The organism is Rhizobium terrae (genome assembly GCF_003425685.1).
In the GTDB taxonomy this organism is placed as follows: domain Bacteria; phylum Pseudomonadota; class Alphaproteobacteria; order Rhizobiales; family Rhizobiaceae; genus Neorhizobium; species Neorhizobium terrae.
Genome location: NZ_QJKM01000001.1, coordinates 390,492 through 410,048, shown reverse-complemented (window position 1 = coordinate 410,048; position 19,557 = coordinate 390,492). Strand labels below are relative to the sequence as shown.

13 protein-coding genes are annotated in these 19,557 nt (G+C 62.9%); 1 reads left to right on the top strand and 12 read right to left on the bottom strand.

Annotation, left to right across the window (positions count from 1 at the left end; translation table 11 throughout):
• Positions 1-6: 6 nt before the first annotated feature.
• The 12 genes from tssM to tssA all read right to left on the bottom strand — a co-directional run bounded on the left by tssM (position 7) and on the right by tssA (position 16,456).
• A complete protein-coding gene (gene tssM, locus DMO26_RS01765; protein ID WP_117190287.1) occupies positions 7-3,480 on the bottom strand; it encodes a type VI secretion system membrane subunit TssM in 3,474 nt (1,157 codons plus the stop codon).
• Positions 3,477-5,009, bottom strand: coding sequence for a type VI secretion system protein TssL, long form (gene tssL / locus DMO26_RS01760; protein WP_117190286.1), 1,533 nt, complete (start codon positions 5,007-5,009; stop codon positions 3,477-3,479). Before tssL ends, tssM begins: the two co-directional genes overlap by 4 nt.
• Positions 5,006-6,346, bottom strand: coding sequence for a type VI secretion system baseplate subunit TssK (tssK, locus tag DMO26_RS01755; RefSeq protein ID WP_117190285.1), 1,341 nt, complete (start codon positions 6,344-6,346; stop codon positions 5,006-5,008). Before tssK ends, tssL begins: the two co-directional genes overlap by 4 nt.
• On the bottom strand, positions 6,336-7,529 hold the full coding sequence (locus DMO26_RS01750; RefSeq protein ID WP_117190284.1) for an FHA domain-containing protein: 1,194 nt from the start codon (positions 7,527-7,529) through the stop codon (positions 6,336-6,338). Before DMO26_RS01750 ends, tssK begins: the two co-directional genes overlap by 11 nt.
• The gene (gene tssG / locus DMO26_RS01745) at positions 7,519-8,586 is read right to left on the bottom strand and encodes a type VI secretion system baseplate subunit TssG (RefSeq protein WP_117190283.1); all 1,068 of its coding nucleotides are present in this window, start codon (positions 8,584-8,586) and stop codon (positions 7,519-7,521) included. The genes DMO26_RS01750 and tssG overlap by 11 nt, the downstream gene beginning before the upstream one ends.
• Before the next feature lie 22 nt (positions 8,587-8,608).
• Positions 8,609-10,390 (bottom strand): type VI secretion system baseplate subunit TssF, encoded by a 1,782-nt coding sequence (tssF, locus tag DMO26_RS01740; RefSeq protein ID WP_117190282.1) that lies wholly within the window; start codon positions 10,388-10,390, stop codon positions 8,609-8,611.
• A complete protein-coding gene (gene tssE, locus DMO26_RS01735; RefSeq protein WP_117190281.1) occupies positions 10,383-10,892 on the bottom strand; it encodes a type VI secretion system baseplate subunit TssE in 510 nt (169 codons plus the stop codon). The genes tssF and tssE overlap by 8 nt, the downstream gene beginning before the upstream one ends.
• Complete coding sequence (locus tag DMO26_RS01730) at positions 10,885-11,715, bottom strand: type VI secretion system accessory protein TagJ (protein WP_117190280.1); 831 nt, start codon at positions 11,713-11,715, stop codon at positions 10,885-10,887. The genes tssE and DMO26_RS01730 overlap by 8 nt, the downstream gene beginning before the upstream one ends.
• Complete coding sequence (gene tssC, locus DMO26_RS01725; RefSeq protein WP_117190522.1) at positions 11,712-13,100, bottom strand: type VI secretion system contractile sheath large subunit; 1,389 nt, start codon at positions 13,098-13,100, stop codon at positions 11,712-11,714. Before tssC (DMO26_RS01725) ends, DMO26_RS01730 begins: the two co-directional genes overlap by 4 nt.
• Before the next feature lie 124 nt (positions 13,101-13,224).
• Positions 13,225-14,706, bottom strand: coding sequence for a type VI secretion system contractile sheath large subunit (gene tssC, locus DMO26_RS01720; protein WP_117190279.1), 1,482 nt, complete (start codon positions 14,704-14,706; stop codon positions 13,225-13,227).
• A gap of 123 nt (positions 14,707-14,829) precedes the next feature.
• Complete coding sequence (gene tssB / locus DMO26_RS01715) at positions 14,830-15,354, bottom strand: type VI secretion system contractile sheath small subunit (RefSeq protein ID WP_117190278.1); 525 nt, start codon at positions 15,352-15,354, stop codon at positions 14,830-14,832.
• 91 nt (positions 15,355-15,445) lie between these two features.
• A complete protein-coding gene (tssA, locus tag DMO26_RS01710) occupies positions 15,446-16,456 on the bottom strand; it encodes a type VI secretion system protein TssA (protein ID WP_404947005.1) in 1,011 nt (336 codons plus the stop codon).
• A 287-nt stretch (positions 16,457-16,743) separates the two neighbouring features.
• Here tssA and tssH point away from each other — a divergent pair, with 287 nt between their 5' ends.
• Positions 16,744-19,524 (top strand): type VI secretion system ATPase TssH, encoded by a 2,781-nt coding sequence (gene tssH / locus DMO26_RS01705; protein WP_117190276.1) that lies wholly within the window; start codon positions 16,744-16,746, stop codon positions 19,522-19,524.
• Positions 19,525-19,557: the final 33 nt, after the last annotated feature.

The window sequence follows — 19,557 nt, the reverse complement described above, 5'->3', positions numbered from 1 at the left end:
CCGCGCTCAAAATTGCCTGGGGCAGGAGAACGCGTTCAGCGCCTCCAGCCGGAACGGGTTCATCACCGAGCCGAACTGTATGTCGAACTCCGCCACCTGACCGTTCTGCTGGAACTTGGCCCGGAACAGATCGTCTCCCTGCATGGTGATGCTGGCATCGTCGAATAGGCGGAAGGGCGACCAGTCGCCGTTTTCCGTCAGCGCCTGCTGCCAGCCGCCCGGCTGGAAGGCGAGGCGGGAGATATTGCTTGCTTCCGTCGAGGGCCAGGTGATCGATTTCGATTGGATCGGCCCGTGGAAATAAACGACCCTCTCGCCTTCGATCTCGAGCATCACGGCATTGGCGGCACTGTTGAGCGACACCGGCTTGACGTTGATGACAACCGAAGGCCTTTCGCTGCCGGACGGGAAGAAAGCGCGATTGATCTTGTCGGCATTCTCGAACTGGGCGATCGCCTCGCTCGGAATGCTCTCCACGCCAAACGTGCCTTTCCAGCCCCAGGGTGTCGAACTCGTGTCGACAAAGGCTTCCAGCTTTTCCTTGAAGAAGGTCTTGAACAGGCCCGCCGGGCCGAAGAGCCGGACGAAATCGCTCATCGCCACGTCGCGTGGCGATTCCCGGTCAAAGGGGTAACGGCCGGTGACGACGTTGGCGCAGAAGCTTGCGCCTTCCGCGGCCCAGGCCTCACTGACCCGGGAACGGGCGGATTTGACCGCAAGCGACCCCACATCGGCAGCGACGCCCGCCATCCAGGTATCGATCGGGGCCGGCAGGCGGCGCGCCTGCTGCAGCAGGTCCTGGTTTGCGTCGGTGAGCTGGCTGTTGACGTCGAAGACCTTGGCGACCTCGGCCGTGGATGTGGTCGCCCGGGAAAGCTGCTCGTGCACCTTTTGAAGCGCCGGCCTGAGCTGGGCGATCTGGGATTTGGGCGGATCTTTCGACTGAACGGCGGACGGTGATCCGGCAGGCGCGTCCAGTGCTTCGCGCAGGCGACCGAAGGGATCGGGCGCATTGGCGACGCCGGCAAGCGCCGTCGTCGATGCGGGCATGCTGCCTCCGGCTGCCGAAGCGATCTCCGCGCCGGGCGAGCGCAGGTCGGTTGCGGCGGCGATCGACCTTGCGATCGCTTCCACCGGGGCCGGCTCGCTTGCCAGGATGCGCGTGGTTTCTGCCGCATCGGCGATCGTCTGGGAAGGTTTGACACGCATATCGGCAAGCAGGCTGGACCAACGCCGTTCGAAATCGCCGAAATAGAGCTGAAGTGCGGCTTGTGCGATCGTATCGACGGTCGCGCTGGAAGGATTCGCGTCGCCACGTACCCATTGTTCCTCAAGTGCCTCGCGCGCGGCATCACTGACCCGGGGCAGAACCACGGTGCGATAACCGATGCTGGAGAAGAGGCCGGGAATGCTTTCCCGCAGCGGCGTCCGCAGGGACTGTTCGAAAGCTTGCTGGCCAAGCGGTCCGAGCGCATTGGCCGGACTCCAGGCTGGAAGCGCTCGGGCTTGGCGATAGTCGGTGAGAATATCGTAAGCGCGGCTTGCGACGGCTTGCGGACGAATGACGTCGCGCGCCCTGGCGATCAGGGCGCCGTCGAGTTCTACAGGAGGCAGCAGGCCGCGCGCCATGGCGTCGGCATGGGCGATCAGGGCTCGCCTGGCCGCTGCCCGACCTTCGCCGGGATAAAGTTGATTGAATATCTCCTCCGATTCGAGCGACACGAAATCCGCATTCATCGGACCGAGACCGCCAAGCATGCCGTAAAGTTTCAGGGCATCGAAGGCCGTCTTGACATCGGTCGTCTCGGTCATCTCCTTCTGGAGTTGCACCAGCATGCGCGGCAGGAGCAATGCATTCAGCGCCTTTTGGTAGGCATCACGCTGGCGGCCGACGACCTTGTTCTCCTGGTCGAGGCCGAAGCTCACGGGCCAGACGCGGGTCTTCGAAAAGTCGCCGGGTACGGCCGCGAGATTGTCGAGTGCCGGAAGGATGCGCAGGAAATCCGCATCCGAGACGTCGCGCACGGGCACGCCGCGAACCAGCTGCTCATAGGCGTCGATGCGCTTTTCCGCGCTCGCCAATGCGGCGGTATTCTGGAAATAGGTAGCCGCCCAGCTTGTCAGCACGACGGCAAGCAGTACCACAGAGACCGCATAGACCACGCGGCGGAAAAGCAGCTGCCGGCCGGAGAGCCGCTTGTCGCGAGCCACGAGGGAAGCCTCGTCGAAGATCACGTCCTTGAAGAGGCGCGACAGGAAATAGCTCCGGCGTATGCGAGGTGCCGCGGCGGTCTCTTCGCTCTGCGTGCCGGAGGCGAAATAGACGCCACGCAGCAGGGGCGGTTCCACCAGTTTGGAACCGGAGCACAGTTCGGTCATCACCTCGTGCAGGCGCTCCTTCAGAGCCGCTAGCTCCGCCGGAAAACGGAAGATCCGGCCGCGAAGTTCCGGATTGGGTTCCTGCTGCAGGCGTTCGATCAGCATGCTGGCGACCCGTTCCTGCAGCAGCGCGAACTCCTCCTGGAAACGCTCCGGCAGGTTCGTCGCGCCGTAGCTTTCCTCCAGCCCGAACGTCGTGCCCCATACCTGTTCGCGGTCGCTCTTGTTGAAGCCGTCGAAAAATTCAACGAAACCGGTGAGGAGGTCCGCCTTGGTCAGGACCAGATAGACCGGAATGCGGGCCTGCAGGAATTCGTCGAGCTCGGAAAGCCGCTGGCGGATAGCTCGTATTTCTTCGCGCTGCGCCTCCGCATCGCGGGTGAGGAGGTCGCCGATGGAGAGGGTCACGAGCGCGCCGTTGATCGGCTGCGAGCGGCGATATTTGCGCAGAAGTCCAAGAAAACCTTCCCAGCCCGCCTTGGCGGTTCCGTTCAGGTCATCTTGCGTGGTGTAGCGACCGGCCGTATCGATCAGGATCGCGTCGTCGGTAAACCACCAGTTGCAGTGCCGCGTGCCGCCGATCCCCTGCACGGAATTGCGGCCCAGTGCGTCACCCAGCGGAAACTTGAGGCCGGAATTGGTGAGTGCCGTCGTCTTGCCGGAGCCGGGGGCGCCGAAGATCACGTACCAGGGCAGTTCGTAGATATAACCGAAGCGCTTCCTGGTGATGCGCCGCAGGAGCTGCAGCGCCTCCTTGAGGCGATTGTGGATTTCGCCCACTTCCGCCTGCTGGCTGGCGGCGGCCTCCGCCTCCGCGTCCCGCTCTATGCCCTCGACAAGCTGCTTGTCGCGACGGCGGTCGCGGATCATGGTGAAGACGAGATAGGCGAGCCAGCAGCCAATGATGACGCCGATCAGTGTCAGCCGTGCGTTGCTGCTGGCGAGTGGCTTGAAATCGCCATAGGCGGCGAGATAACCGTAAAACCAGATGACGATGCAGATCGCGGCGACCCAGATGACCGAAATGAAGCGGCGTCCGAGCAGACCGGCATAGGCTTCCACATAGGAGCGAAGCGTATAGAAATAGCTCAACGGGTTCATCTGGAGCCTCCCGCCACTGGTGCACCCTGCCTTTCAGTCCCTACTGACGGGGCCTTCAGCCCAGCGTCGCTCAGCCGTTCGCTCGGGTCGGTCAGCACCAGGATCTCGGTGCGCCGGTTCATTTCACGGCCCTGAGGCGTGCTGTTGTCGGCGATCGGATCGCTGTCGGCGCGGCCTTCGGTCAGGATCGCGTCCGGCCCTGTGAAGGAACTCAGGATTTCCCCGACTGCCTTGGCGCGGGCTTCGGAAAGGTGCCAGTTCGAGGGGAATTGAACGGTGCGGATCGGCACGTTGTCGGTATAGCCGACCACAATGGCGCGGAATTTTTCCGCTGCCAGTGCTCCCCCGATCCGCTGGACCAGATCACGGAATTTGCTGCTGACTTCGGCGCTGCCTATGTCGAAGAGGCCGGAATTTTTGATGCGCACCAGCAGCCTGCCGTTGGAATCAGACAGTGTGACCAGGTTCGCATCGACTTCCGGCTGGAGAAAGGCCAGGAGATTGTCAAGCCGGCTCGGCGCGGCCGGTTGCGGCGGCGGAGGCTCCGGTTCGATCGGTTTGGCTTCGACAACCGGTGGCGGCTCGGGCTGCGGTTCGGGAACGGGCGTGCTGATCAGCACGCTCGGCGTATCGCGAGGCGGCAGGCTGGCGAGGCGCTCGAAAGTCCCGTCCGAAGCGCGGTTCAACGAAAGGGTGAAGAAAAGATAGCCGAGGGCGAATACCAGCGCCAGGATGGAGAGGAGCGTCCAGAGCGCCGCAGCCGTCCGGAGCGGCTTGTGGCGCGCCGAAACACCCTTCCAATGGGGTGAAAGCTCCCGCTCGAAGACGCCGTATTGGCCGAGCAGCGTCTTGTAGAGACTGTCGCGGATACGGCCGAGCTCCAGGTTGCCGCGCGGCGAAACCCGGGTGCGGCCTTCGAAGGCGAGCGACAGGCAGAGATAGATGAGCAGCAGGAGATCCTTGTTGGCTCCGGGACTCTGGTGGAAATGATCCAGGAGGTCGAACACCCGGTCGCCGCCCGTGACATCCATATGGAACGTCGAGACGAGACCGGACCGTGCCCAGCCGGCGCGCACGCCCCAGGGCTTGCTGAGCACGACGTCGTCGACCGTGGCGCAGACGACATAATGAGCGGCGCGAGCGCGTTCCGGGCTGATCCGGGCGCTTGCGAGATCGCGTTCATAACGGTTGACGGCCTCAACCGACAGGCGCCGCAGCTCGTCGATATCCGGCTGGTCCTCATTATAGCGCAGCATATGGGCGAGATTGAGCAACGGCGCGGCGGAACGCACCAGTGTCGGCACTTCCTCGCCTCCGAAGTGGAAATTCCGGAGCAGGGCCTCGACCGACCAGGCCCCTTGGGATTGGGATTTCGCGGTCCGGTTTCCGGCGCTGTTTTCGGGAAATTCCAGAATATCGTCGAGCATCTCCGCCATCTTTCGGGCGGACTGCTTCTTCTTGGCGCCGTCCTCGGTGAGTTCGACGATGGTCGGCAGACTTTGCCAGGTGGAGGCGGATTCGTTTTTCATTCTCTAAGGGCCCACAGTTCCATTTCGAGACCCGGAAATTCGCCGGAAAGATGCATGGCGATGGCACCGGATGTGTCGAGTTGCTTCCAGAGCGGGTTCTTGGTGTCGAGTTCGAAGTAGATCGTGCCGGAGCGGTAGGGGAGCTGGCGCGGCAGAACCGGAAGCGGCTTGACCGGGATGCCCGGCAGCGCCACGTTGACGAGATCGGCGATCCGCTCCACCGGGCCGACCTTGATCTGGGCGGGCAGCTTGCGGCGCACGTCCTCCGCCGGCATTTCCGCCCTGACGGCCAGAACGAACCCGGCATCCTTGAGCAGCGACCGGTCGTTGATGGTGCCGACCCTTACCCCATGCCGGCGTTCGGCAAGTTCGATCGCCACTGCCGCCTGTTCGAGAACCGCGGAAAGGGACGCGCGCAGATCGTCGAAAACGGCGGCAAAGGTCGATTTCAGATCGTCGTGTCGATAGGGCGGAAAATCGCTCGCCCGCTTCCGATCCGTGGTGAAGGTGGCGAGTTCGCCGGCAAGCTGGATGCAGGTCTCGTAAAAGGCGATCGGATGAATGCGCGCCGCATTCGCAGAGATGTGCTTCAGCATTGGATCGGCGCGGTTGAGGATCTGCAGCAGGAAATAATCGCCGACCTCCGCCGTGCCGCGAATGGTCGGATCGCCGATCCGTTCCGCGATCGCCTCGGCGCGGTGGCGCACGATGCCGAGAAGCTCCGTGATGAGCTCGTTGAGACGCATCTCGGCCGCACAGTTGAGGATCGGCGCAATATAGTCCGGATCGAGGATCACCGCCCGGTCGGAACGCACTTCGACGACACGGGCAAGCCCGATCAATTCGTACCCGGCCAACTCGTCGCCGGTCTTGAGGTATCGCAGGCTGAGCCGCCCGACTTCGATAGGTGCCATGAAATCCGTCTCGACATTGGCGTCCGGCGCTTCATAAGGCGAGGCGACGAGACGGACGGTGTTCAGTGCCGCCCCTCCGTTCAGGGCTATGTCGGCCTTACCCGGCTGGCGGGCCGGAAGCGCCAGGTAGATGATGGCGTTCTTGATGTTCTCATCGAGTTCGAGCGGCGGCGGCAGGTCTGCGTCGATCGGTGCCTCGAAGGGCGTGCCGTCCCTCAGGATGCCGCGCAGGTTCGACAGCGCGAACTGACCGACCGCCAGCGCGCTGCGATCGATGCCGATTTCCGAAATGCCCCAAGGATAGGGCGAGAGACCGCGGGTCGTGGTGCGCACCAGCCGCTCGGTCCACCGGTCTGCCTGCTGGAAATGCTGGACGCGGAGGAACATGCCCTCGCTCCAGGCTACCCGGTTCTCATTCCTCATGCGCGTCGTCTCCTCCATGTCCTGCGACAAACGCTTTGTAAGTGGCGCCCTGAGCGGGACGTTTCATCGTCTCGCGGAGGAACTCCCGGACGGAAAGGGGCTTGCCGTCTTTTTCGAATTGCATGCGATAGGCCTGCCAGTAGCCGTGCTGCCGCAGCCATGGCAGGGGACGCCGAGCAGCGTCGACCTTCGCCTCGATAATGCGGGGCTCCAGCAGCCTGCTGGTTTCATGCACGAGGGTTTCAAGCGCGGATTTGAGCTCCACCTGTCGGCCGAGAAGGACCTCGACGCGGGCAAGGAGCATCTCTTCCCTTCGCCCGTGACCGAAGAAGTCGAGGTCCGCCTGGGGGGATGGACCTTCCATCTCGAACACCCCGAAAGCTGTTTCGACCGCCTCCTCCATGCGGCCGATCAACGGTTCGAGCCGATCGGCAAGTTCGGCGGAGCGGCCGATCACAAGCGTCGGGAAATCCGCCGGCTCGGCCTGCGGAACGTTATCGTTGACGGTCTGCGGTGCTTCCACCGCTTTGGCACGGGCAAGAGGGACGGAGACGTGTGTCGCTGATCCGTGTTCGAGATGGCTGCCGTAGTCGGAATCCGTATCCGAATTCCAGTCGACGGGCAGGACATTGGTCGCCGATCGTATCTCCGGCGGACCGACCCAGCCGATCTCGACATTGCGGGAAGAGACGACACCTTGTTTCCTGTCCACAGATTGAGGCGGCCAGTCGTCACCCATGCGCTCGCCGAGAATTCCCGTCGCGGTGCGGCCGCCGGGCGCAATATCGGAAAGGATGGCGGAAATGGTGAGCGGCTCGTCGCTCATCGCAAGTCCTGCATCCGGGTCCTCGATCTCGCGATCCTCTTCGCCGGAGATATGGACGGAAAAGGCGAGCCCACCAACTTCTAGCCGTGACTGGTCGGCAAGCCGGACGACTTCGCCCTCGTGCACAACGATGCCATCGACACGGGAGCCGTTGGCGCTCTGGTCGCGCAGCAGGAATCCCGCCCGGTCGCGCTCGATGGTGCAATGAAGTTTTGAGACGGAACGCACGTCTTCCGGCAATTGCCAGTCGCAGTCCGGTGCCCGACCGAGCGTACGGCGGCCGCGTTCGAAAAACCATTTCTGCCGGCTCGCAGGCGGGCCGCCTCCATTCGGGATCGATCTCAGTTCAAGTCGCATCCTCGCCTCCTCGCCGTGTCCTTGCCGACGGTCGTTCGACGATCACCGCATCGCTGCTGTCCTTGGCCGCCGGGGCCACCCGCGCCCAGCTGTTCCAGCCGAGCCGGGGAGGATCGCCGGAGCCTTCCTCGCGTTGGCCAAGCTGGCAAAAAGGAATGGCTTCCTTCTTCAGGATGACCTGGATGTCGAAATCGAGTGCCGAGCCGACATAGAGCCGGGTCAGGGCAAAGAGTTCGGTGATGTTGCGGCCGCCCGGCGCGAGCGAAAGATAGTCCGTGTAACCGAGCGGGCCGATCACCACCCGGAAGCCGCCGCTGAAATCCCGGATCGCCGCGCCCGCCGTCGCGTTGACGCCGAGCTGCACGCCTCCGTGAGCGCCTTGCGGCCGGTTCATCCGGCTGCGCTCCTCGATCGGTATCGTCAGCCAGCGACCGCGAAAGAGCTCGATCTCGACCGGCAGACCGGTGAACTCCTGCAACATCGCGCGCAGGTTCACGGCATTGCGGTTGCGTGCGGCGAAAAATCCGGAAAATCGCAGGACAAGGTCTTCCTCGACACCGCTGCGTTCCATCAGCCGTTTGGTGCCAAAGCCTGCCAGCCCAAGCAGCGTCGTGATGAAGGCATTGTCCTTCCGCTCGCCTCCCCAGCGCAGCCGCCGGGCGATCCGGTATTTCTCGCAGGCATCCGCGAAGAGTTCGGCCATGCGGGCGCTGAAAATATCGAAAAAGCTCGCAAGCGCCTTCGACCTGTTGCGCTCCTCGCGCATGACGAGTTCGTTATAGGCTGACGGCATGGAACCGAGCGGACCGGTCAGACCGGCGAGCGCGCTGCGCACCGATGCCCGGCTGCCCTTTCGCTGGAAACCGCTGATCGCAAGCGGTGCCGGCGAAACGCCCACATGGGATGTCACCTCCAGACCTTCCCCAGCCGCAGCCTGCGCGATGCGCAACGCCGTCACCGGCTCGAAGCGACCGGGGTCGCGTTCGAGCAGATCGGCAAGGGCGCCGGAGGTGGAGCCGGATGCGGCATCAGGCTTGCGGGAGGCCGGGGAGTCCATGGTCCGTTCGCGATCCCTTCTTTTAGAGCAACGGTCGCTCAGCCGCGCGTGCGGCCCAGGCGGCGATTGGTTTCGACTGTCCCTTCATGAAGATGGTCAGCCGGGTGAAACTGTTGACGGAAGTGTAGAGGCCGAAGAACCGGTCAAGCACGGATCCGAACAGGTAGGCGGACGGCCGGTCGATGACGGCGGGATCGAATTCCAGCGTGATCTCGGTCCCGGGCACCATGCCGCCACTGCCGAGCCGGGCGGTGGAGTTTCCGGCCTTGATCCGGATGAGCGCGTCGACGAGCTGCTTGGTCTCCGCACTGTCGCGGAAGGCGTAGAGCGACAGGATATCCTTCAGCGCGGCACCCTCGTTGTCGAAAAGCGAAAGGTGGTTGAGCAGCAGATGCGACACCAGCCGCCAGTTCCGGCCCTCCTGGTCGTTCATCCGGACGGATGGCGTCGGCGGGATCAGCGCCTCGGCACCTGCGACGGCTTCGTGACCGGAAGCAAGCTGCAGGACGGGGTGGCCGCCCCCGAAAGGCAATTGTTCGGGCAGATCGCGATTAAGGCAGAGCGTGTCGATGCTGGCGATCGCATCGATCCGCCCGGCAAAACGGCGCTGGCGATCGACAAAGGCGATTTCCATGTCGCTCGTCCGGTCCTCCTCGTCGAAACGTCGATAGGCCTGCCAATATGTCGAGCTTGCTCCTGCCCGCTGCGAGCGGCCAAAAAACGGTTGGCAGAACTCCTCCTGGCCGCGTGCGCCGGTCAGAAGGACCCGGTCGATCGAATAGATCTCGCGGGTTTTCTGCCGCCGTGCGTCCGGCAGCAGACGATATTCGGTGCGTGTGCCGTCCACCGCGATCGGCTCGCAGGTCTGGCGAAAGAGATTGACGACCGGCGTCGCATGAAGCGTGAAATCGCGCGCGGAAATCGTCCGTTCCAATTTCGCGTCCGTTTCCCTGAGATAGACGAAGATATCAAGCGTCTCTCCACGCCATGCATCCAGGCCCTCGATATCGAGGAACAGGAATTTTTGCGGCAGCGCGAAGAATTCCGTCAGCAGCCGGTAGCCGACAAAACTCGGTGCAGGATAGGGCAGCATGGCCTGTTCCGGTTCGAAGCCGACCGGCCGCAGGTTGCGCGCCGTCAGGAACACCGGCGCGCGATCGTCGGCATGTTTGGCGAGCGCTATGCCGAGCGTGTGGTTGGCCATGAGTTCGTAGATCGCCGCGGCCTGCTGCCACGGCGACGGGATGTGCAGGCGCAACCGCGAAACGCCGAGTTCCCCGAAGGGCTTGCGGGGGTCGAGCGGGCGGATCGACAGCCGCAGGCATCCGGCAGCGCCGGAATAGGGTGAGAGCGGCGCGTTGATCGGCTGACCGGAAAGTGCCGCTGCGGCGATTTCGAGCGGCGCCATCTCCACATCCTGCGTGGTGCGGAAACGGCAGGCTTCGCCGCCGACCGGCTCGGCAAGGATTTCCGTATGACGCGGGACCGTCTGGACCGCGGCGAGCGTCTCAGCCGGCTCGAAGCGCACGATGCTCATGGAGGGCAGCGGCGCCAGATAATGCGGATAAAGGGTTTCGAGCAGGCCATCCGTGAGTTCTGGAAATTCATCATCCAGCTTCTGGCGCACGCGCGCCGCCGAATAGGCAAAACTCTGGATGAGCCGCTCCACATGCGGATCGTCCGCCACGTCGCCGGTCATGCGCAGGCGCCCGGCGATCTTCGGGAAGGCATCCGCAAAGCGGGAGGCCCGGCGTCGCAGCGCCATAAGTTCGTCATTGTAGCGGTTGAGGAAACCTTCAGCCATGCGGCACCTCCACGAGAAACCGCTGGGTGGACGGATCGATGGTCGATTCGAAGCTGATCGGCGGCATTCCCTCATGCAGGCGGAAGGTCGCCTGGATGCGCATGCGCAATGCCCGCTCGGTCATCGTCCGGCTTTTGAGGATGGTCACCCGCACGTCGGAAAGCCGCGTTTCGAACAGCACGATCCGCCGCTCGATCGCCTGTGCCAGCCTCAGTTTCGCCTCGTCTGTCACCAGATTGGCCGAGACGATGCCATCGACGCCGTAGCTCACCAGCGCATCCTTCAACTCTGCGAGCACGGCCGGCGGCGCCGTCGGGCAACGGCGCGTATTGAGCAGCGCTTCGAGATCGCGGCGGATCGATTCGCGCACCTCCCGGACCTGATCGACGAGACTGGTCGGCGGATCGAAGGTCCGGTCCGGAGCCTCGTCGATCAGCCTGTCGAGGATCGACCGGGCGAGCACCCGATCGCGCGGCCGGTAGCGTTCGAGCGGGTCAGCCATGCACAACCTTTCTGTCGGCTACCGTTGCCGGCGTAGTTTCAAGGCTTTCCGTCTCATGCAGGGAGACCAGGCCGTCGCCGGCGAGGAAGCAGCGCTGGCCGCGACCGGTGGTGATGCCGGTCGGTTCGTCCACCCAATCGGTCTGGCGGCCGAGCCTCAGCATGGCGTCTTTTCCGGTGCCGGGATAGATCGCCGGCAGGAGCACCGGCGCGACGGCGCCGTCGAGCAGAGAGAGTTCGGCGCGGCGGAAGGCGAGATCGCGCGGCCGCGCGATCGGCTCGACGGCGAGTGCGGCGATCTTGGCGAAGTCGACCCAGAGATAGGCGCCGCCGGTCATGATCACTTCCAGGGCATGCGGCGTGCGGTCATCGAGGTCGCGGAAATCGGTGACCGGTCTGCCGTTCCAAAGCATCGGCCGCTCGCCGCGCAGATCTTCCAACTCTGCGAGGGCGGTTTTGGTACCGTCCAAATCGCCGCCGCGCTGCGCGATGCCGAGCCGGAGAGCAAGCTTATCGAGCGGGCTTGGTCCCTGGGGGAAGTCTGGCGCCGCGCCGCTTTCGAACCAGGCGTCGCGCGCCGCCATGCCCCGCAGTTCGTTGCGCAGAAGCGCGAAACCCATCGCCGCGTCCGGCGCAAAAGTCACTGCGAGGCTGCATTGGCTGTCGGCGCGCTCGTAGTCGCCGGCGAGCACGAGCAGATCGATGTAGAGGTGCCGCGCTCCCTGGTCCGACGGGTTGGATTTCAGATGTGCCCTGGCCTGCGCGAGCGCTTCGTCGAGGGCGTTGTCGCCGAGCAACGCGGCGATGCTTTCGGAAAGCGTCATGCGGACATCCTTTCGGGCAGGGCGGCGGGGCGGCTGACGATCTGGCCGGTCGTCGCCGTCTCGGCGACGAGGTGGAAGCTCGTGGATACATCGTCGAGCTGGAAATGCGGCTGCAGCCGCACGGTGCAGGAAAAGGCGCCCGGCTTGCCGGGGATCTCGTGAACACCGATGCCGGCCGAACGCAGCGGAAAGCGGGTACGCAGTGAAAGGTCGGCGTCGTCGTTGCCGAGCGTATAGCCGGTGAGCCAGGTCTCCAGCTTTCGCTCGATCGAGATCGCATCGGAAAGCTGACCGATCTCGTCGCGCATGATCACCTTTAGATAGTGGGCGAAGCGCGAGGCGCAGAGGACGTATTGCAGCATGGCGGCAAGCCGCGCGTTCTGCCGCGCCTGCTCGCTGGAATAATGCGCAGGGGCGTGCAGCGACTGGTTGGAATTGAAGATCGCCGAGGCCGACAGATAGGTGGTTGCGACCGGAATGAGCCCGAGATCGCAGAGTTGCTGCTCCTGCGCGCTGGTCAGACGGATTTCCACCGGCGCCTGGGCGGAAAGCCCGTTGCTTTCGGTGCCGAAGTCGTATGGGCGCAGTTCGGTTGTGCCAAGCATCCCGCCATCCACGGCATCTTGTGTGACGCCGCGGATATCGGCAAACCACCCGGACTCTATGAAATTGCGGATGACGATGGTGGCGAACGCAAAGGCGCCGTTACCCCAGAGAAGCGAGCTGCCGTCCGCGGCGATGCTCTCGCGGAAGGGAAACCCGTCGTCGCGACGTCGCGCAAAGGGTTCGAGGGGCGAGCGCATCAGGATGCGCGGCGCCACAAGCCCGAGAAAACGCGAATCCTCGCGGGCGCGAAGAGCGTTCCAGCGGATGCGCGCCGGATCACCGTCCAGCCAGGAGAAATCGTGGATGCGATTGAGCTCGCGAAAGTCTTCAAGCCCGATCGCCTGTGGCGAAGCACCGGCGACGAACGGGCAGAAGGCGGCTGCCGCGACCATGCCGACCTGCGAGAGCGTGCTGATCGCATCGCCTCCCGCCGGCTCTCCGGGCGAGAAGTGGTAGTCGCCGATCAGCAGCCCGTAAGGTTCGCCGCCCGGCATGCCGAACTCGCGACTATAGACCAGTTCGAAGAGATGGCTTTGATCGAAATCGGTGGCGCGTTCCATGTCCCTGGCGAGTTCGCGCCAGCTCAAACCGAGGAGTTTGATCTTCACTTCGCCGCTGCGGCCAGCCTGACGCAGCAGCATGGCAATACCCCGCCACCGCGCTTCCATGGCCTGGAAGTCGGGATGGTGGAGGATCGCGTTCACCTGGCGGTTCAGCGCCTCGTCTATCAGCGCGATCAAATGGTCCGCCCGGCGCCGCCATTCTGTGCTCGAACCCATCGTCATCCTGGTCTCGAATCCGGAGCAATTCCAGGAAAAGGACCTTGCGGCTTTCCGTCGGGAATTGCGTGAAACAAAAGCGAGAGGTCACGCGCGGCGCCGGTGCGCCGCGCGCGTGGTCACATCAGGATTTGGAGGGGATCCTTGCGACCATCCGCAGAGAGGTCGTCAGTTCCTCCATCTGCAGCCAGGGGCGCATCCAGGCCACCGCATTGTAGGCCCCCGGCTTGCCGGGGATTTCCTGCACGGTGACTTTGGCGTCGCGCAGCGGATATTTGGCACGCGATTCCTCGCCGGCCTGATCATTGGCGTTGACGTAGTTGGAGATCCATCGATTGAGCCAGATCTCGCAATCCTCGGCTTCCATGAAGGAGCCGATCTTGTCGCGGCCCATCACCTTCAGATAATGAGCAAAACGAGAAGTCGCCATCATATAGGGCAGACGGGCTGACACGGCTGCGTTCGCGGTCGCTTCCGGCCGGTCGTAGAGTTTCGGTTTGTGCGCCGTCTGCGCCCCGAAGAACACGGCATAATCGGTGTTCTTGTAGTGGCACAGCGGCAGGAAGCCGAGCTTGCCGAGTTCGGCATCGCGGCGGTCGGTGATGCCGACTTCCGTCGGGCACTTGAGGTCGAGATCGCCGTCGTCGCTGGAGAAGATGTGCATCGGCAGGCCTTCGACCTTACCGCCGTTCTCCGCCCCGCGGATCGCCGTGCACCAGCCGCTCTTGGCGAAAGCCTCGGTCAACCGCGTGCCCATGACATAGGCCGCGTTCATCCAGCAATAGCTGTCATGCGGCAGTTCGCCGGTCTTCGAACCGCCCGTCTCGTCGTAGTTGAATTCATCGATTGGGCTGGTCTTGGGGCCGTAGGGCATGCGGGCGAGAACCCTGGGCATGGCGAGTGCGACGAAGCGGGAATCGTCGCTGTCACGCAGACCGCGCCATTTGGCATATTCCACCGTTTCGAAGATCTTTTCGAGGTCTCGCGGCTTTGCGAGCTCGCGAAAATCTTCAAAGCCGAACATGCGCGGGCTGGCGGCCGAGATGAACGGCGCGAAGGCGGCAGCGGCGATCATCGAGATGCCTTGCAGCGTTTGCACGTCGTCGAAGGAATTGTCGAACTCGTAATCGCCGATCAACGCGCCCATCGGTTCGCCGCCGGGCGTGCCGAACTCGTCTTCATAGACCGACTTGAAGAGCCGCGACTGGTCGAATTCGACGGCCTTGGACAGGTCCTTCGAGATATCGCGCTTGGAGGCGTTGAGGACCCGGATCTTCAGATTGACGCTCGTCTCGGTATTCTTGACCAGATAGTTGAGGCCGCGCCAAGTGCCCTCGAGCTTGGTGAATTCCGGTGCCTGCATGATCGCGGCAAGCTGTCTGGAAATCGTCTTGTCGATTTCGGCGATGGCGTTGTTCAGGGTGATCGTCAGGTTGCGGTCATAGGTGACCGTGCCTTTCAAGGCCTGGTCGGTGAGGGTGCGCAGCAGGTCCTGCGCGCGATCGGGTTCGGTCTGGCGGGTTGCGGCGACGACCTTCGTCAAAAGGTCCTGATCGGCGGCGAAGCCAACGTCTTCCTTCGTCTGCAATTGGGTATCTGCGCTCATGGCTCAGTCCTTTTCCTCTTGAAGCCGCGGCGGGAAGGGCGAAAGCCTCGAAAATCCGTGGCTCGAACAAACAGATGGTCCAGAATTCCGGCGCGGATGTCTCGACCCGCACTCGCATGGCACTCAGTTGATCGTGTCTTTCTTCTCGGCCGCCCTGTCGCCCCCAAGCTGGGCGACGAGCTGCGAGAGGTCGGCCTTGTTCTGCAGGATGTCTTCGAGCAGGCGTTCCAGCTCCTCGGAACGGTCGGCCTTGCTCATCAGGTCGCGCAATTCGTTGCGAGCGTCGAGAAGAGCCTTCAGCGCCGGTACCTGATTGACGATCGCGCCGGGCTCGAAATCGTCCATGCTCTCGAATTTCAATGAAACCGGCAGCTCTGTTCCGTCGTTCTGCAATGTGTTCTCGACGGAAATCTCGAGGCCCGGCGTCATGCGGCGCATCACGTCGTCGAAATTGTCGCGGTCGATCTGGACGAACTTGCGTTCGCCGAAGGGTTTGAGGGGCTGGGTCGGATTGCCGGAGAAATCGCCGAGCACACCAACGACGAAGGGCAGTTCCTTCACCACCATCGCGCCTTCGGTTTCCACTTCATATTTGATGTGGACCCGCGGTTTGCGAACTCTTTCCAGTTTCTCATGCACACTTGCCATCGGGATTCTCCTTCATGCCATCGGCAGATTACGAATTCGGTCTGTTGCAGATCGCTGTCGGGCCGGTGCCCGCATGCGTGTTCAGATGTCTTCAGCCTCCCCTATCGCTTGAAGGCTGAATGCCGGCTGCCGTCAGCACCGCGTTGCGCATCTGCTGTTCGGGCAGGAGTTCGGCCAGAAGCTCGGAAAAATCCATGCGGCCGCGGCGCACCAGCGTTTCGATCGACATGGAGATGGGAGAATGGGGTTCGGTGCGGCGGAAATACCGCGCCACGGTGGCCAGAAGTTCGAACGCCTCCTCCCGTGACCGGATGGTTTCGGCAGTCACAGGCCGGGGACGCAGAGCCTCGGTCTCAGCCTCGTTCGCGTTGGCGGGGTGCAGATCCGGCTTATGCGGAGGCGGCAGTTCGGATGCCGGAACAGCCGCCTCGATACCTGCCAGAACACGGATGGCGGATGCCGCCTCCTGCAAAACACTGCGTGTATTCGAGCTTGGCGGTGCTTGATCGCCGCAACGGGCGTCAAGTATTGCGACCAAACGGTCAAAAGCGGCAATGCATTCCGTGAGTACCTTCAGGTGGCCTGACATCTGTGCGACACCCGCTTCCGTCGCCGCCTGCTGCAATGCCTCCCGCCTGTCGCCTTCGCCTGCCCGCTGGGAAAGCTGAAAATCCCAAAGCGAAAACTGGGCGAACTTTCCGCCGGGAATCAACGAAGTCAGGCGGATCGCCTGGATGATCGTCCCTTCGCCGCCAACCCCGTTCAGGCCAGCGAGCGGCGCAAACCGCTCTTCGAAATCATCGTCACCGATCGAGTGCAGAGAATCGAAATAGTTGTCTAAAAGCGACGCTGCGCCTTCATAGACGTCCCTCAATCCTTCAAACCCGCGAAGCCGCAGCTGAGCCTCCGCAAGCCAGGCCAATACTTCTATGTCCTTGCTCTTCGAAGAAAGAATCTGCAATCCAAGATTGTTGACATCCTGCCACGCAGGTGAAAGCCCAATAGTTTCACCCGGAACTATACCACGTTCGGCTGTTCGCGCGGCACTCCTTGCGTCTTTAATTCTATAGTATATTTCACGCAGTATAGTATTGTTGCGGATGTTTTCTCCGCACGGCTGATCTTTTTCGAATGGATCGGCGATCTGACGAAAATTCACGCTGACATGATCTCCAAATTTTAGAGCATAATTCCGCGATGCATCATCTTGTTGGCCTTATATTGGCTTGTCAACCTCGTTGGCAAGGTGACAGATTTGTGACGACTGTCAAATGCGACTAATTTCGAAATAGAGCGGATTTTTTTCTGGACAAGGGTAGATAACCGCCCTAGTTGTTGCCTCGCATCTCGAAGCGCACTGAATTTCGACGTAAAGACAGGAACTGCCGGATGTCGCACATCGATCTCAACCGTCTGATCAGAACGCTTGAGCCAAATCTGCGTGTCGGTCTTGAGACAGCCGCCTCGCTCGCCGCGCGCCATCAGCAGCCGGTCGTCGAGGTTGTCCACTGGCTGCGTTCGCTGCTCGACATCCCTGAATTTTCTGCCGTTTTCGAGGATCTCAAGGTCCCCTCGGAAGGGCTTCGCGTAGAACTCGACGCGGCGGTTGCAGATATCCGGCGGGAAGACGGCGCCTCGCTGGTCCTTTCCCAGAATCTGCTTTCGCTGGCCCGCGAGGCGTGGCTTGTCGCATCGCTACAATTCGGCCGCAGCACGGTGACTCTGGCTGATTTGCTTGTTGCACTAACGACCGATCAGGCCCTGCGCGCCGTGGCTCGCGGCATTGCGCCTTCACTGCGTGGCCTCGACCGGACACGTCTTGATGGCATGCTTGAAAAAGCAAGACCCGTTCAAACGGATAACCCTACGGAGCCGGCGTTTTCGAAGCCGGCTTTTTCAATGCGGGAAAACGAATTCCTGCGCCTCTACACCCGCGACATGACTGCGGATGCCCGGGCCGGGAAGGTCGATCCGGTCATCGGTCGCGATCGTGAATTGCGTCAGCTCGTCGATATTCTCATGCGGCGCCGGCAGAACAACCCGATCCTGGTCGGCGAGGCGGGCGTCGGCAAGACGGCGGTCGCCGAAGCACTCGCGCTGGAGATCGCCGCCGGAACCGTGCCCGAGCGACTGAGGCAGGTGAAACTGCTGCTGCTCGATCTGAGCCTGCTGCAGGCGGGAGCCGGCGTGAAAGGCGAGTTCGAGCGACGTTTGCATGGGGTCGTCGATGCGGTGAAGGCTTCGCCCGAACCGGTCATCCTGTTCATCGACGAGGCACATGGCTTGATCGGTGCCGGCGGACAGGCAGGGCAGGGCGATGCGGCGAATATTTTGAAGCCGGCTCTGGCGCGTGGCGAATTGCGCACGATCGCAGCTACGACCTGGAGCGAATATAAGCGTTTCATTGAGAAGGATGCGGCGCTCACCCGGCGATTCCAGGTGGTTCACGTGCCGGAGCCCGACGAGGAAACCGCCGTCCGCATGCTGCGCGGTGTCGCCGAAAGCCTGAAGGCGCACCATAAGGTGCGAATTCGCGACGAGGCGATCGTCGCCGCCGTCCGGCTGTCGGCCCGTTACCTGCCGGCAAGACAACTTCCCGATAAGGCGATCAGCTTGATCGATACCGCCGCGGCGGCCGTCGCACTGGCGCGACAAACAACGCCCGAGGCGCTGAAGCTGCTCGCCAGCGAACATGCACTCCTTGAAACCGAGGCGATGTGGCTGGCCGGAGAGCCGGAAACGCCGGAATCGGCCGCTCGACTTGCCGAGATCGTCCGAAGGCGGGAGGAGATCGGCACCGAGATCGAGGCACTCCGAGCCAAGTTCGATGATGAAATGCGGCTTGCGCGCGAAGCGGACCGACTGGAAGAGTTCTTCTCCCACGACAGCGCCGTCGCGCCCCTGGCGTCAGCAGGGAGCCCGGCCGACGGCACGAACGTCGCGTCGTTTCCGCCGCAGGCGATGACTATCGAGACCGCCCGGGCTGCCTTTGCGACCACCGAGCGAAGCCTTGTAGTGGTCGCCGGCGAGACACCGCTCCTGCCGCGTGTCGTCGACAGGGAGATCGTCGCGGCTATCGTCGCTCGCTGGACCGGCATTCCGGTCGGCAAGCTTTTGTCCGACCAGGTCGAGACGGTGAAGACGCTCGACACGCGGTTGAGGGAACGCGTGCTTGGCCAGGACGTCGCGATCGAGCGGATCGCGTCGGCCATGCGCGCCGCCCGCGCCGGGCTGTCCGATCCGCGCCGGCCGCCGGCCGTCTTCCTGCTCGTCGGCATGTCCGGCACCGGCAAGACCGAGACTGCATTGTCGCTTGCCGACCTGCTCTATGGGGGCAGCCAGTATCTGACTACCATCAACATGTCCGAGTTCAAGGAGGAGCATAAGATTTCCATGCTGCTCGGCTCGCCTCCCGGCTATGTGGGTTACGGTGAGGGCGGCGTCCTCACGGAGGCCGTGCGCCGCCGTCCCTACGGCGTGCTGCTGCTCGACGAGATCGACAAGGCCCACCCGGGCGTCCAGGAGATCTTCTACCAGGTGTTCGACAAGGGAACGCTCCGCGACGGCGAGGGGCGCGACATCGATTTCAAGAACACGACGATCTTCATGACCGCGAACACGGGCTCGGAACTCATCGCGGCTCTTGCCGCCGATCCCTATACGATGCCGGAAGGCGAAGCGCTCGAGGCGCTTCTGCTTCCGGAACTGCAGAAACATTTCAAGCCGGCCTTTCTCGGCCGCACCACCGTGCTGCCCTTCATGCCGCTTGGCCGCGAAACGCTCTCCGGCATCGTCGATATCCAGATCGGCCGCATCCGCGAGCGGGTCGGCGCGGCCTACGGTACGAGGCTCGCCCTGTCTTCCGAGGCGCGGGATGGGCTGATCTCGCGCGCGAAGGCGAGCGAAATGGGCGCCCGCGCCATCGAGGTCATGATCGCCCGCGACCTGCTGCCGGTGCTTTCGACCTTTTTCCTCGACGCCGTCGCGGAAGGTCGGAAAGTCTCTGCGGTCACCATCAGTTTTGACGGCCAACGCTTCGGCATCGATGCCGGGCAATTGCCGGCCCAACCTCAATTCGCCGAACCGGATCATAGCCGGCAGGTGGATGAAGAACCCTCGGGCAGCAAACGCACCCGGGGAGGAGCAAGACGAAAGGCAAATACGCCTTAGACGCAACTAGGCACTCAATCCGACAACAGGAGA

Coding starts and splice junctions, on each gene's coding strand:
- DMO26_RS01730 (WP_117190280.1), bottom strand. CDS start 11,715: ATGACGCTTTCCGAAAGCATCGCCGCGTTGCTCGGCGACAACGCCCTC.
- tssM (WP_117190287.1), bottom strand. CDS start 3,480: ATGAACCCGTTGAGCTATTTCTATACGCTTCGCTCCTATGTGGAAGCC.
- tssH (WP_117190276.1), top strand. CDS start 16,744: ATGTCGCACATCGATCTCAACCGTCTGATCAGAACGCTTGAGCCAAAT.
- tssF (WP_117190282.1), bottom strand. CDS start 10,390: ATGGCTGAAGGTTTCCTCAACCGCTACAATGACGAACTTATGGCGCTG.
- tssL (WP_117190286.1), bottom strand. CDS start 5,009: ATGAAAAACGAATCCGCCTCCACCTGGCAAAGTCTGCCGACCATCGTC.
- tssE (WP_117190281.1), bottom strand. CDS start 10,892: ATGGCTGACCCGCTCGAACGCTACCGGCCGCGCGATCGGGTGCTCGCC.
- DMO26_RS01750 (WP_117190284.1), bottom strand. CDS start 7,529: ATGCGACTTGAACTGAGATCGATCCCGAATGGAGGCGGCCCGCCTGCG.
- tssC (WP_117190279.1), bottom strand. CDS start 14,706: ATGAGCGCAGATACCCAATTGCAGACGAAGGAAGACGTTGGCTTCGCC.
- tssK (WP_117190285.1), bottom strand. CDS start 6,346: ATGAGGAATGAGAACCGGGTAGCCTGGAGCGAGGGCATGTTCCTCCGC.
- tssC (WP_117190522.1), bottom strand. CDS start 13,100: ATGGGTTCGAGCACAGAATGGCGGCGCCGGGCGGACCATTTGATCGCG.
- tssG (WP_117190283.1), bottom strand. CDS start 8,586: ATGGACTCCCCGGCCTCCCGCAAGCCTGATGCCGCATCCGGCTCCACC.
- tssB (WP_117190278.1), bottom strand. CDS start 15,354: ATGGCAAGTGTGCATGAGAAACTGGAAAGAGTTCGCAAACCGCGGGTC.